The following is a 12,340-nucleotide window of genomic DNA, read 5'->3' on the forward strand; positions in this document are numbered from 1 at the left end:
GCGCCGTGGGTGGCTGGCGCGAGGCTTCACTTGGGCGGCGGCGGCGCGAGCACGCTGCGGTCGCCGTTGTGCTCCGGCGGGGTCACGATCCCGGCCGCCTCCATCGCCTCGATCAGGCGCGCGGCGCGGTTGTATCCGATCTTCAGGCGCCTTTGCACGCCGGAGATCGACGCGCGCCGGGTCTCGGTGACGATGCGCACGGCCTCGTCGTACAGCGGGTCGGACTCGTCCCCCGCCCCGCCGCCGCTTTCGGGCAACCCGGTGGCGCCGACCACGATGCCGTCGCCAAGCGACTGCACTTCCTCGAGCACGCCTTCCATGTACTGCGGGCCGTCACTGCTCTGCTTGAGGTGTTCGACGACACGGTGCACCTCGTCGTCGCTGACGAAGGCGCCGTGGATGCGCTCGGGCATTGCCGTGCCCGGTGGCAGGTACAGCATGTCGCCGTGGCCGAGCAGCGTTTCCGCGCCGCTCTGGTCGAGGATGGTGCGCGAGTCGATCTTGCTCGAGACCTGGAACGCGATCCGGGTCGGGATGTTGGCCTTGATCAGGCCGGTGATCACGTCCACCGATGGTCGCTGCGTGGCCAGGATCAGGTGGATGCCGGCGGCGCGGGACTTCTGCGCCAGCCGCGCGATCAGTTCCTCGACCTTCTTGCCGACGATCATCATCATGTCGGCGAATTCGTCGATGAAGATGACGATGAACGGCAGGGTCTCCAGCGGCCGCGGTGCTTCGTTCAACTCGGCGTTGGGCTTGAACAGCGGGTCCATCATCGGCTGCCCGGCGTCGATCGCGTCCTTGACCTTCTTGTTGAAGCCGCCGAGGTTGCGCACGCCTACCGCGCTCATCAGCTTGTAGCGGCGCTCCATCTCGGCCACGCACCAGCGCAGGCCGTTGGCGGCCTCCTTCATGTCGGTGACCACCGGCGCCAGCAGGTGCGGGATGCCCTGGTAGACGGACAGCTCCAGCATCTTCGGGTCGATCATCAGCATCCGCACGTCCTGCGGAGATGCCTTGTACAGCAGCGACAGCACCATCGCGTTGACCGCGACCGACTTGCCCGAACCGGTGGTGCCGGCCACCAGCAGGTGCGGCATGCGCGACAGGTCGGCCACCGTCGGGCGGCCGGCGATGTCCTTGCCCAGCGCCAGCGTCAGCGGGCTGCCGGACTTGTCGTATTCCTTCGAGCGCAGCAGTTCGCTGAGGAAGATCATTTCACGGTGCGAGTTGGGGATCTCCAGGCCGACCACCGACTTGCCCGGGATCACGTCGACCACGCGCACTGCCTTGACGCTGAGGCCGCGGGCAATGTCCTTGTCCAGCGAGGAGATCTGGCTGACCTTGATCCCCGGTGCCGGCTCGATTTCGAAACGCGTGATCACCGGCCCGGGATAGGCGCCGACCACCTGCGCGTCGATGCGGAAATCCTTGAGCTTGAACTCGATCTGCCGCGACAGGGTTTCCAGCGTTTCCTCGCTGTAGCCCTTCTGCTGCGGCTTGGGATCGTCCAGCAGCGCCAGCGGTGGTATGCCGGAGCCGTCGCCGACGTGGAACAGCGGGATCTGCTGCTCGCGCTTGGCGCGGTCGCTCTTTTCCACCAGCGCCGGGGCCGGCGGCTCGATCCTGACCGGCGGTCGCTTCGCGCGCAGTTCGCTGTCGAACTTGCGCACTTCCTCGCGCTCCTCGCGCATCGCCCGCGCCTGCTGCCAATCGCTGGCCTGCTGCGTGCCGCGGCGGAACAGCGGCCCCAGCGCCAGCACCGCGCGCCCGATGCGGTCCATGACGCCGAGCCACGACAGTCCGGTCGCCAGCGTGATCGACACCAGCAACAATGCGAGCAGGAACAGGTTGCCGCCGACCGGGCCGAAGCCGCGGTACAGCGAGCGGCCGACCAGTTGCCCGAGGATGCCGCCGCTGCCGGCAGAGAAGTCCGCGGCCGGGCCGATGCGCAGGTACAGCAGGCCGGTGGCCGAGACCAGGAAGCCGACGATGCCGACCAGGCGCAGAGCCGGCCCCAGGTCGGCGTCGCCATCGCCATCGCTGTCCATGCCGAACAGGGCGATCCAGGCAACCAGCCCCAGCACCAGCGGCAGCAGGAAGGCGACGTAGCCGGTCAGGTAAAGCAGCACGTCCGCCAGCCAGGCGCCGACACGGCCGCCGACGTTGTGCAGCGGCGCGGTGATGCTGCCCGAGTGCGACCAGCCCGGGTCCTGCGGCGAAAACGTGAACAGGCTTGCCAGCAGGTACACCAGCAGCGGCGCGACCAGGATCAGCGCGATGTCGCGCCACAGCCGCTGGCGGCGCGGATTCGGCGCGGTGGCCGGTTTCCTGGCCTTGGCGCGGCTGCCTTTGCTGCGTTCGGAGAGCGGGCGTGCCACCGTGCGGTCAGACCTTAAGATATTCCCCTAATGGCTTGATAGTACAAGCCATCAGGGTCAGTCACCAGCGCCGGAATGGACAGCAGGGCTCAGAGCTTCATGTCCAGCAGCGCCGGATGCACCAGCTTGCCGCCTTCGACATTGATGCCGCGGACCAGTGCGGCGTTGTTGCGCCAGTCGTCGCCGGAGGCCAGCTTGTTGACCCAGGGAAGGATTGCCGCGCAGATCGCCTGCGAGGACGTCTGCGGCACCGCGCCGGGCATGTTGGTGACGCAGAAGTGGGTCACGCCTTCCTCCACGTAAGTGGGTTCCTTCCAGGTGGTGGGGCGCGAGGTCTCGAAGCAGCCGCCCTGGTCGATGGCGATGTCGACCACCACGCTGCCGTCCTCCATCCCCCGCAGCATCTCGCGGGTCATCACGTGCGGCGCCTTGGCGCCGGTGACCAGCACCGCGCCCACCACCAGGTCGGCGGACGCCACCGCGCGCGCGACCACGTCGTGGTAGGGATACAGCGCGGTGACGTTGTTGCCGAGCCGCATCATTTCGTCCATGCGGTCCTGCCGCATCTCGAACACGGTGACGTTGGCGCCCGCGGCCGCGGCCAGCGCGGCCGACGCACCGCCCGCCTTGCCGGCGCCGAACACGACGACATTGCCGCGCTCGGTCGACGGCAGCCCGCCGAGCAGCTTGCCCTTGCCACCTTCGGGCTGGTGCAGCAGGTGGGTGCCGACCTGCACGCCGATCTTGCCGGCAATCACCGACATCGGCGCCAACAGCGGCAGGTCGCCGTTGGGAAGCTCGACGGTCTCGAAGGCGACGCCGGTCAGGCCGATGTCCAGCAGCTGCTTCGTCAGCGCGGGCTCGGCGGCAAGGTGCAGGTAGCAGAACAGCAGATGGTCGCGGCGCAGGTGCGCCAAGTCGCCCGCGATCGGTTCCTTGACCTTGACGATCAGTTCGCCCTTCTCGTACAGAGCGGCGGCGTCGGGCGCGATCCTGACGCCCAGCGCACCGTAGTCGGCATCCTTGAAACCGGACTTGGTGCCGGCGTCCTTCTCGATCCAGACCTCGTGGCCGCGCTTGACCAGGTCGCCGGCCGCGGCCGGAACGAGCGCGACGCGCCCTTCGAGGGTCTTGGTTTCCTTGGGAACGCCGATCCGCATTTCGTTAGCCTCAGCAGGATGAGAATTCCGGCCGCGCAAGCCGGGTGTCGGTGTGGATGCCGCGTCGCGGCCGCGCCGGCCGCCTTGTTTTGCCGTTGCCGGGCCGCCACTCTATGCAGCCTCGGCGTCGGCTTTCGACGACGCGATTCCTGCCGGCGATTATACCCATGACCCCAGCCTCGATAAGTTCCGCCAAGCACTGCAACCTGCTGATCCTGGGCTCCGGCCCCGCCGGCTGGACCGCCGCCGTCTATGCCGCGCGCGCCAACCTCAAGCCGGTGGTGGTCACCGGCCTGCAGATGGGCGGGCAACTGATGACCACCACGGAGGTCGACAACTGGCCCGGCGACGCGCACGGCCTGATGGGGCCGGCGCTGATGGAGCGGATGCAGGCGCACGCGGAGCGGTTCGAGACCGAGACGATCTTCGACCACATCCACAGCACCGACCTGTCGCAGCGTCCGTTCCGGCTCAAGGGCGACAACGGCGAATACACCGCCGACGCGCTCATCATCGCCACCGGGGCCACCGCCAAGTACCTGGGGCTGCCGTCGGAGGAGAAGTTCAAGGGCCGCGGCGTGTCCGCCTGCGCCACCTGCGACGGCTTTTTCTTCAAGGACATGGACGTGGCGGTGATCGGCGGCGGCAATACCGCCGTCGAGGAAGCGCTGTACCTGTCCAACATCTGCCGCAAGGTCTACCTGGTGCACCGCCGCGACACGCTGCGCGCCGAGAAGATCATGCAGGACAAGCTCCAGGCCAGGATCCAGGCCGGCAAGATCGAACCGGTGTGGCACCACGTCGTCGACGAGGTGCTCGGCAACGACGCCGGCGTCACCGGCCTGCGGGTCAGGTCGACGCTGGACGACACGACCCGCGAACTGGACATCCACGGCCTGTTCGTCGCCATCGGCCATACCCCGAACACCTCGCTGTTCGAAGGCCAGCTGGCGATGAACAACGGTTACATCGAGATCCGCTCGGGCCTGTCCGGCGGCGCCACCGAAACCTCGGTCAAGGGCGTGTTCGCGGCCGGCGACGTCGCCGACCAGCACTACCGCCAGGCGATCACTTCGGCCGGCTTCGGCTGCATGGCCGCGCTGGACGCCGAGCGGTTCCTCGACAAGAACGACTGATGGCGACGGCGCGCGTCCACGGCGCGCTGTCGGACATCCCCGCGGCGCAATGGGATGCGCTGCACGACGGGCGCAATCCGTTCATCGCGCACGCCTTCCTTGCCGGCATGGAGCGGTACGGCGTGCTGCGCGAAGCCTATGGCTGGACGCCACGGCACCTGGCGTTGTGGGAAGGCCGCGCCCTGGTGGCCGCGGCGCCCGGTTACCTCAAGGACAATTCGCACGGCGAGTTCGTGTTCGACCACGCCTGGGCGCACGCCTACGCGCGATACGGGCAGGACTACTTCCCCAAATCCTTGTGCGCGGTGCCGTACACGCCGGTGGCCGGCCCGCGGCTGCTTGCGCGCGACGATGCAGGACGGCGCGCGCTGCTGCGGGCGATGGTTGCCTCGACGCGCGACGCCGGGCTGTCCTCGGCGCACGTCAACTTCCACCCGCAGTCCGAGGACCCCGCCTTCGGCGAGGACTGGCTGCCGCGGGTCGACATCCAGTACCACTGGCGCAACGCGGCCGGATGGAGCGGCTTCGACGACTTCCTTGCGGCGATGGACCACAAACACCGCAAGAACATCCGCCAGGAGCGGGCCAAGGTCGTGCGCGCAGGGGTCGGCTTCCGCGTCGTCCACGGCGACGACGCCACCGATTCCGAGCTGGCCGCGATGCACGGCTTCTACCTTGCGACGTTCGCCGAGTACGGCAACACGCCGGCATTGACCCTGGAATTCCTGCACCACCTCGCCCGGGCGATGCCGCGGCAACTGGTGCTGTTCCTGGCGCAGCGGAACGGCCGCGACATCGCCGGCGCGCTGTGCCTGCGAGGCGGCGACACCCTGTACGGACGCTACTGGGGCGCCAACGCCGGGGAGGGCCGCATTGCGGGCCTGCATTTCGAAACCTGCTACTACCAGGGCATCGAGTACTGCCTGCGCGAAGGCCTGGCGAAATTCGAGCCCGGTGCGCAGGGCGAGCACAAGCTGGCGCGGGGCTTCCTGCCCAGCCTGGTCCGCAGTCGCCACTGGATCGCGGACCCGGCCTTCGCCGCGGCGCTCGCGCCCTGGTGCGCGCAGGAGGCGCGGTCGGTGCGGCAGTACGCAAGTGCGCTCGCGGCGCATTCGCCGTACCGCGCCGTGCAGCAGGGTTCCGGATAACACGAGGACGGACCCGGCTCGCGCGATCGGGATCGCCCGATGTCTCCCGGGCATCGCACCGGCAGGAATGCGCCTTTCCGCCAGCGCATCCGATGCGATCGCGCCACAATGGCAGGATGTCGCTGCCCTGGCTCCCTGCCGATCCACTGGCGCCGTTTCCGCCGGCGGAGCAGGCCTTGCGCGACCCGGACGGATTGCTCGCCGCGGGCGGCGACCTCTCCCCTGCCCGCCTGCTCAACGCCTATCGCCACGGCATCTTTCCCTGGTATTCGCAGGGCCAGCCCTTGCTGTGGTGGACGCCGGACCCGCGCATGGTGTTCCGCAGCGATGGCGTGCGCCTGTCTTCCCGGTTCCGGCGCTCATTGCGCCGGTCGCCGTGGACGCTGCGCGCCGACGGCGACTTCGGCGCGGTGGTCGCCGCCTGCGCGCTGGTGCGCCGCCCCGGCCAGCGCGGCACCTGGATCACGGACGACATGCGGGCGGCGTATGGCGCCCTGCACCGGCTCGGGCATGCGCACTCGATCGAGGTGCGCGACGGCGACGAGCTGGTCGGGGGCCTGTACGGCGTCGCCATCGGCCGGATGTTCTTCGCCGAGAGCATGTTCAGCGCGCGAACGGGCGGTTCGAAGGTGGCGCTGGCCGGCCTCGCCCGGCGCCTGCACGAATGGCAGTGGCCGCTGATCGATGCCCAGGTCGAGAACCCGCACCTGGTCGCCATGGGTGCACGGCCCTGGCCGCGGACGGAGTTCCTGCGGCAGCTCGCCACGCTGGTGGCGGAGGACACGGGGCCGGCGTCGTGGCCACGGCGTTTCGGCAGGATGGCCGCCGCCGACCTCGCCGTTTAGGGGCGGTTTTGCGCGGCTTCCCCGTGCGTGTCAGAATGTCCGACTTTCGGGCGCCAATCCGCCCACCACCGCCCTGCAGGCTTGCCTGCCGGGCATTCCGGCAAACGCCGGAGCATCCAGGAAACACATGGCGAAAGACGACGTCATCGAATTCGAAGGCACGATCTCCGAGACCCTCCCGAACACCATGTTCCGGGTCAAGCTGGAGAACGGCCACGAGATCATTGCCCACATTTCGGGGCGGATGCGGAAGAATTACATCCGCATCCTCACCGGCGACAAGGTCAAGGTCGAAATGACCCCTTACGACCTGAGCAAGGGCCGCATCACCTACCGCATGAAGTAAGCGCACGATGCGGCCAGACGGGAAAGGCGGCCATTGGCCGCCTTTCTGCGTTTTTGCCGGCCGCTTGCGCCCCCTGGCCGCCGCCCTCCCGGGGCGACGCCTGGAATTTGCCCCGGGGCGGACGTGGTATCGGGCGGGGTTCCGCCGACCCTGCACGGCGACCCGGGCCAGATCGACCGAGGTCCACGTCCGATTCATTCCACCACGGCGGGCAGCAGCTTCTCCGGTTCGGCCTGGGCGTCGACCACCAGCTCGCCGTCCCTGACGTCGATGCCCACCCGGCCACCGTTGGCCAGCTTGCCGAACAGCAGCTCGTCGGCCAGCGGGCGCTTGACCTTGTCCTGGATCACCCGCGCCATCGGCCGCGCGCCCATCAACGGGTCGAAGCCATGCTGCGCCAGCCAGTCGCGCGCCTCCGGGGTCGCCGTCAGGGTGACGTTCTTCTCGTGCAGCTGCGCTTCCAGCTCGATCAGGAACTTGTCGACCACGCGCAGGATGTGCTCCAGCCCCAGGGCCTGGAACTGCACCACCGCATCCAGCCGGTTGCGGAACTCCGGGCTGAAGCCGCGGCGGATCACCTCCATCGCGTCGGTCGAATGGTCCTGCTGGGTGAAGCCGATCGAGCGCCGCGCGGCCTGTGCCGCGCCGGCGTTGGTGGTCATCACCAGGATCACGTTCTTGAAGTTCGCCTCGCGCCCGTTGGTGTCGGTCAGCACGCCGCGGTCCATCACCTGCAACAGGATGTTGAAGATGTCCGGGTGCGCCTTCTCGACCTCGTCCAGCAGCAGCACGCAATGGGGGGTCTTGACGATCTTCTCGGTCAGCAGGCCGCCCTGGTCGAAGCCGACATAGCCCGGGGGCGCGCCGATCAGGCGCGACACCGAGTGCGATTCCATGTATTCGCTCATGTCGAAGCGCACCAGCTCGATCCCCAGCTGCAGCGCCAGCTGCTTGGTGACCTCGGTCTTGCCGACACCGGTGGGGCCGGCGAACAGGAAGTTGCCGATCGGCTTCTCCGGGTTGCCGAGCCCGGAGCGAGCCAGCTTGATCGCACTGGTGAGCGTCTCGATCGCCGGATCCTGGCCGAAGATCACCATCTTCAGGTTGCGCTCCAGGTGCTCGAGCACGTCCTTGTCCGAGGCGCTGACCTGCTTGGTCGGGATCCGCGCCATCTTGGCCACGATCACTTCGATCTCCTCGACGTCGATCAGGCTCTTGCGCGCCTCCGGCGCCAGCAGCCGCTGGCGCGCGCCGGCCTCGTCGATCACGTCGATCGCCTTGTCCGGCAACAGCCGGTCGCCGATGTGCTTGACCGACAGGTCGACCGCCGCCTGCAGCGCCTCGTCGGCGTAGGTGACGCCGTGGTGCGATTCGTAGCGCGGCTTCAGGCCCTGCAGGATCTCGACGGTTTCGCCCACGGTCGGCTCGACGATGTCGATCTTCTGGAAGCGCCGCGCCAGCGCGCGGTCCTTCTCGAAGATGCCGCGGTATTCCTGGAACGTCGTCGAGCCGATGCAACGCAGCTCGCCCGAGGCCAGCATCGGCTTGATCAGGTTGGAGGCGTCCATGGTGCCGCCGGACGCCGAGCCGGCGCCGATGATGGTGTGGATCTCGTCGATGAACAGGATCGCGCCCGGGAGCTTCTTCAGCGCCGCCAGCACGCCCTTGAGGCGCTTCTCGAAATCGCCCCGGTACTTGGTGCCGGCGACCAGCGCGCCCAGGTCGAGCGCGTAGATCGTGGCGTCGGCCAGGACTTCGGGGACGCTGCCCTCGACGATGCGCTTGGCCAGCCCTTCGGCCAGCGCGGTTTTGCCGACGCCGGCCTCGCCGACGTACAGCGGATTGTTCTTGCGGCGGCGGCACAGCACCTGGATGGTGCGTTCGACCTCGTCGGCACGACCCACCAGCGGGTCGATCTTGCCGGCCAGGGCCAGCTCGTTGAGGTTGCTGGCGAACTCGGCGAGGGCGTCGCCCTTGGCCTCGCCTTCGCCCGCCTCGGCGTGCGCGCCGTCCTCGCCCGGGCGATGTTCTTCCCCACCCTGCTTGGCGATGCCGTGCGACAGGTAGTTGACCGCGTCCAGCCGGGTCACGTCCTGCTGGTTGAGGTAGTACACCGCGTGCGAGTCCTTCTCGCCGAAGATCGCCACCAGCACGTTGGCGCCGGTGACCTCCTTCTTGCCGGATGACTGGACGTGGTAGACCGCGCGCTGCAGCACCCGCTGGAAGCCGAGCGTGGGCTGGGTGTCGCGGCCGTCGTCGGCGTCGAGCTTGACCACGGACTTCTCGATGGCCTGCTCCAGCTCCGCCCGCAGCTGCGCGAAATCCGCCCCGCTGGCCTTGAGCACGGCCTCGGCCGAGGGGTTGTCTAGCAGCGCAAGCAGCAGGTGTTCGACCGTCATGTACTCGTGGCGCGCCTCGCGGGCGCGCTTGTAGCACTGGCCGATGCTGTATTCGAGATCCTTGCTGAACATGGGGCGGAAGCCTCCGGAAGCCTAGCGACATCACTGCCGACTATGTGGGGCGGGCGCCCGCCTCCTGCAAGTCCTTCTACGCCTTCTCCATCGTGCACAGCAACGGGTGCTGGTTGAGCCTTGAGTATTCGTTCACCTGCGCCACCTTGGATTCCGCCACTTCGCGGGTGAAGACCCCGCAGACGCCGCGGCCGCGGGTGTGGACGTGGAGCATGACCTGGGTCGCCTTTTCGATGTTCATGCCGAAGAAACGCACCAGCACGTCGACCACGAAGTCCATCGGGGTGTAGTCGTCGTTCAGCAGCAGCACCGAATACAGGGGTGGCCGCGCCACCTCCGGCTTGCTGGTTTCGACCATCACGCCGTGGTCGCGTTCGTTGCCCGGTTTGTTCGCCATGGCCCGATTATACGAACGGGGCGTGGACGCAGCGGCGGCCGCCGGCGGACAATGGCCGCCATGAGCTATCGCGAAGGACGCTTCTGGCAGCCGGACGTGACCGTGGCCACCGTGGTGGTGCGCGACGGCCGCCTGCTGTGCGTCGAGGAGCACTCCAACGGGAACGGCGCCAAGGGCCGCAGCCTGGTCATCAACCAGCCGGCCGGCCACCTGGAACCCGACGAAAGCCTGCAGGACGCCGCCCTGCGCGAGACCCGCGAGGAAACCGGCTGGGACGTGCGCCTGACCGCCTTCATCGGCGCCTACCAGTGGAAGGCGCCGGAGACCGGCCGCCACTACCTGCGCTTCGCCTTTGCCGCCGAGCCGCTGCGCCACGATCCCCAGCGCACGCTCGACGAGGGCATCGTGCGCGCGCTGTGGCTGACGCCCTCGGAACTGCTGGATGCCCGCGACCGCCATCGCAGCCCGCTGGTCTGGCAGGTCGTCGCCGATTGCCTGGCCGGAAGCCGGCAACCGCTGTCGCTGCTGCGGCAGGTGACATGACCGCCTCGGCGCACGACGGGCGGCGCACCATCGTCGGCATGTCCGGCGGGGTCGATTCCTCGGTCGCGGCGCTGCTGCTGCAGCGCGACGGCGAGGATATCGCCGGCCTGTTCATGGACAACTGGGCCGATGACGGCAGCGGCGATTGCCGCGCGCAGGATGATCGCCGCGACGCCGTCGCGGTCTGCGGACGGCTCGGCATCGCGATCCATTTCCGCGATTTCTCGCGGCAGTACTGGGATGGCGTGTTCGCGCACTTCATCGCCGAGTACGCCGCCGGGCGCACGCCGAACCCCGACGTGCTGTGCAACCGCGAGGTCAAGTTCAAGCATTTCCTCGACGCCGCCCGCGAACTGGGCGCCGAAGGCATCGCCACGGGGCACTACGCGCGCATCGCCCGCGTGGGCGATCGCTGGCGGCTGCTGCGCGCAGCCGATCACGGCAAGGACCAGAGCTACTTCCTGCACCAACTCGGCCAGGCGCAACTGGCGGCGACGCGTTTCCCGCTCGGCGAACTGCCCAAGGCGCAGGTGCGCCGGATCGCGGCCGAGGCCGGCCTGCCGACCGCGGCCAAGAAGGATTCCACCGGCATCTGCTTCATCGGTGAGCGTGACTTCCGCGAATTCCTCGGCCGCTACCTGCCGGCCAGGCCCGGCGAGATCCAGGACCCGCGCGGCGAGGTGCTGGGCGAGCATCCGGGCGTCTTCTACTTCACCCTCGGCCAGCGCGAAGGCCTGCAACTGGGCGGGGTCCGCGGGCGCGAACCGGCCCCCTGGTACGTCGTGGGGAAGGATGTCGCGCGCAACGTGCTGTACGTCGACCAGGGCCACGACAGCCCGTGGCTGCAGTCTTCGCGACTGCTGTCGGAACCTGCGCACTGGATTGCCGGCAGCGCGCCCGCCAGCCGCTTCGACTGCACGGCCCAGGTGCGCTATCGCCAGCAGGCCGAGCACTGCGAGGTGCAGGTGCTGGACGATGGCGGCCTCGCGGTCCGTTTCGCACGCCAGCAGCGCGCGGTCACGCCGGGGCAGTCGCTGGTGCTGTACGACGGCGATGATTGCCTGGGTGGTGCAGTGATCGCGGCGACCGACGCGCCGCTCGAAGCGCAACGTCCGGAATCCCCGACGCAGGCCATCCGGCCGCCCGCCGAGGTTCCGCGCCGATCTGCAGGGCAGCGATGAGCATTTTCGACAGCCCCGCGCTGGACAGTCGCATGCTGGCGCTCGCCGGCCAGGTGCAGGCGCTGGCCCAGGTGCGGCGGATCGCCGACACCGGCCAGGCCGACGCCGCCATCCTCGCCACCGCGCTGGACAGTGTTTTCCGCATCGATGCCGCTTCCCCGGCCGCGGTCTACGGCGGCGAAGCCGCGTTGCGCCCCGGCCTGCTGCTGCTGCGCAGCTATTTCCGCAACGAAACGCGCGACGAACTGCTGCCGCGCCTGGCCCTGGCGGTGCTGCAGCTCGAGCGCCGCTTCGCCCGCGACCCGATGGCGGAGCGCGTGCACGACGGCCTCCTCGCGCTGGCGCCGAGCGCGCAACGGCTGGGCAGCACCCATCCGGACGTGCTGGCCGCGCTCGGCAGCCTCTATGCCGACACCGTCAGCCAGTTGCGGCCGCGGGTGATGGTCCAGGGCAACCCGCATTACCTCGGCCAGGCGGCGGTCGTCGCGGAGATCCGCGCAGTGCTGCTGGCGGCGTTGCGGTCGGCGGTGCTGTGGCGGCAACTCGGCGGCAGCCTGTGGGATTTCCTGCTGCGGCGGCGGGACATGGTCGCCGCCATCGACGCGGCGCTGGAGTAGCCTGCCGCAACGGCGCGTTGCGCCCGCAACCGTGCGGCAGCGCTGCGTTTCCGGCATAATTACGGGGCTGAATGCGGTGTTTTCCCCCCGCCTCTCCCCCCTCTAGCCCGGAGCC

General features: G+C 68.9%; 11 protein-coding genes. 7 read left to right on the forward strand and 4 right to left on the reverse strand.

Annotated features, from left to right (window positions below; all coding sequences use genetic code 11):
* Positions 1-26 precede the first annotated feature (26 nt).
* Complete coding sequence (locus MQC88_RS02425) at positions 27-2,381, reverse strand: DNA translocase FtsK (RefSeq protein WP_243318904.1); 2,355 nt, start codon at positions 2,379-2,381, stop codon at positions 27-29.
* Positions 2,382-2,470: 89 nt separating this feature from the next.
* Complete coding sequence (locus MQC88_RS02430) at positions 2,471-3,541, reverse strand: alanine dehydrogenase (protein WP_243318906.1); 1,071 nt, start codon at positions 3,539-3,541, stop codon at positions 2,471-2,473.
* 167 nt (positions 3,542-3,708) lie between these two features.
* Here MQC88_RS02430 and trxB point away from each other — a divergent pair, with 167 nt between their 5' ends.
* The 4 genes from trxB to infA all read left to right on the forward strand — a co-directional run bounded on the left by trxB (position 3,709) and on the right by infA (position 7,016).
* The gene (trxB, locus tag MQC88_RS02435; protein ID WP_243318908.1) at positions 3,709-4,677 is read left to right on the forward strand and encodes a thioredoxin-disulfide reductase; all 969 of its coding nucleotides are present in this window, start codon (positions 3,709-3,711) and stop codon (positions 4,675-4,677) included.
* Positions 4,674-5,825, forward strand: coding sequence for a GNAT family N-acetyltransferase (locus tag MQC88_RS02440; RefSeq protein WP_425491585.1), 1,152 nt, complete (start codon positions 4,674-4,676; stop codon positions 5,823-5,825). The genes trxB and MQC88_RS02440 overlap by 4 nt, the downstream gene beginning before the upstream one ends.
* A gap of 116 nt (positions 5,826-5,941) precedes the next feature.
* Entirely contained in the window at positions 5,942-6,670 is a 729-nt protein-coding gene (gene aat, locus MQC88_RS02445; RefSeq protein WP_243318912.1) for a leucyl/phenylalanyl-tRNA--protein transferase, read from the forward strand.
* A 127-nt stretch (positions 6,671-6,797) separates the two neighbouring features.
* Complete coding sequence (infA, locus tag MQC88_RS02450; protein WP_101927644.1) at positions 6,798-7,016, forward strand: translation initiation factor IF-1; 219 nt, start codon at positions 6,798-6,800, stop codon at positions 7,014-7,016.
* Between the two features lie 194 nt (positions 7,017-7,210).
* Here infA and clpA read toward each other — a convergent pair whose 3' ends face one another.
* The gene (gene clpA, locus MQC88_RS02455) at positions 7,211-9,487 is read right to left on the reverse strand and encodes an ATP-dependent Clp protease ATP-binding subunit ClpA (protein ID WP_243318913.1); all 2,277 of its coding nucleotides are present in this window, start codon (positions 9,485-9,487) and stop codon (positions 7,211-7,213) included.
* Between the two features lie 76 nt (positions 9,488-9,563).
* A complete protein-coding gene (gene clpS / locus MQC88_RS02460; RefSeq protein ID WP_243318914.1) occupies positions 9,564-9,884 on the reverse strand; it encodes an ATP-dependent Clp protease adapter ClpS in 321 nt (106 codons plus the stop codon).
* A 60-nt stretch (positions 9,885-9,944) separates the two neighbouring features.
* On the opposite strand from clpS, the gene MQC88_RS02465 reads away from it, so the two are divergent.
* The 3 genes from MQC88_RS02465 to hflD are packed head-to-tail and all read left to right on the forward strand — an operon-like array spanning position 9,945 to position 12,225.
* Positions 9,945-10,427: an NUDIX hydrolase gene (locus MQC88_RS02465; protein WP_243318915.1), complete on the forward strand. Its 483-nt coding sequence runs from the start codon at positions 9,945-9,947 to the stop codon at positions 10,425-10,427.
* Complete coding sequence (mnmA, locus tag MQC88_RS02470; RefSeq protein WP_243318917.1) at positions 10,424-11,608, forward strand: tRNA 2-thiouridine(34) synthase MnmA; 1,185 nt, start codon at positions 10,424-10,426, stop codon at positions 11,606-11,608. The genes MQC88_RS02465 and mnmA overlap by 4 nt, the downstream gene beginning before the upstream one ends.
* On the forward strand, positions 11,605-12,225 hold the full coding sequence (gene hflD / locus MQC88_RS02475; protein WP_243318919.1) for a high frequency lysogenization protein HflD: 621 nt from the start codon (positions 11,605-11,607) through the stop codon (positions 12,223-12,225). The genes mnmA and hflD overlap by 4 nt, the downstream gene beginning before the upstream one ends.
* Positions 12,226-12,340: the final 115 nt, after the last annotated feature.

It is taken from the genome of Cognatiluteimonas sedimenti (genome assembly GCF_022808325.1).
Classification (GTDB): Bacteria; Pseudomonadota; Gammaproteobacteria; order Xanthomonadales; family Xanthomonadaceae; genus Cognatiluteimonas; species Cognatiluteimonas sedimenti.

Bases quoted from the DNA above. Each gene is read 5' to 3' on its own strand.
- MQC88_RS02430 (WP_243318906.1), bottom strand. From the start codon at position 3,541: ATGCGGATCGGCGTTCCCAAGGAAACCAAGACCCTCGAAGGGCGCGTC.
- trxB (WP_243318908.1), top strand. From the start codon at position 3,709: ATGACCCCAGCCTCGATAAGTTCCGCCAAGCACTGCAACCTGCTGATC.
- aat (WP_243318912.1), top strand. From the start codon at position 5,942: ATGTCGCTGCCCTGGCTCCCTGCCGATCCACTGGCGCCGTTTCCGCCG.
- infA (WP_101927644.1), top strand. From the start codon at position 6,798: ATGGCGAAAGACGACGTCATCGAATTCGAAGGCACGATCTCCGAGACC.
- clpA (WP_243318913.1), bottom strand. From the start codon at position 9,487: ATGTTCAGCAAGGATCTCGAATACAGCATCGGCCAGTGCTACAAGCGC.
- clpS (WP_243318914.1), bottom strand. From the start codon at position 9,884: ATGGCGAACAAACCGGGCAACGAACGCGACCACGGCGTGATGGTCGAA.
- MQC88_RS02465 (WP_243318915.1), top strand. From the start codon at position 9,945: ATGAGCTATCGCGAAGGACGCTTCTGGCAGCCGGACGTGACCGTGGCC.
- mnmA (WP_243318917.1), top strand. From the start codon at position 10,424: ATGACCGCCTCGGCGCACGACGGGCGGCGCACCATCGTCGGCATGTCC.
- hflD (WP_243318919.1), top strand. From the start codon at position 11,605: ATGAGCATTTTCGACAGCCCCGCGCTGGACAGTCGCATGCTGGCGCTC.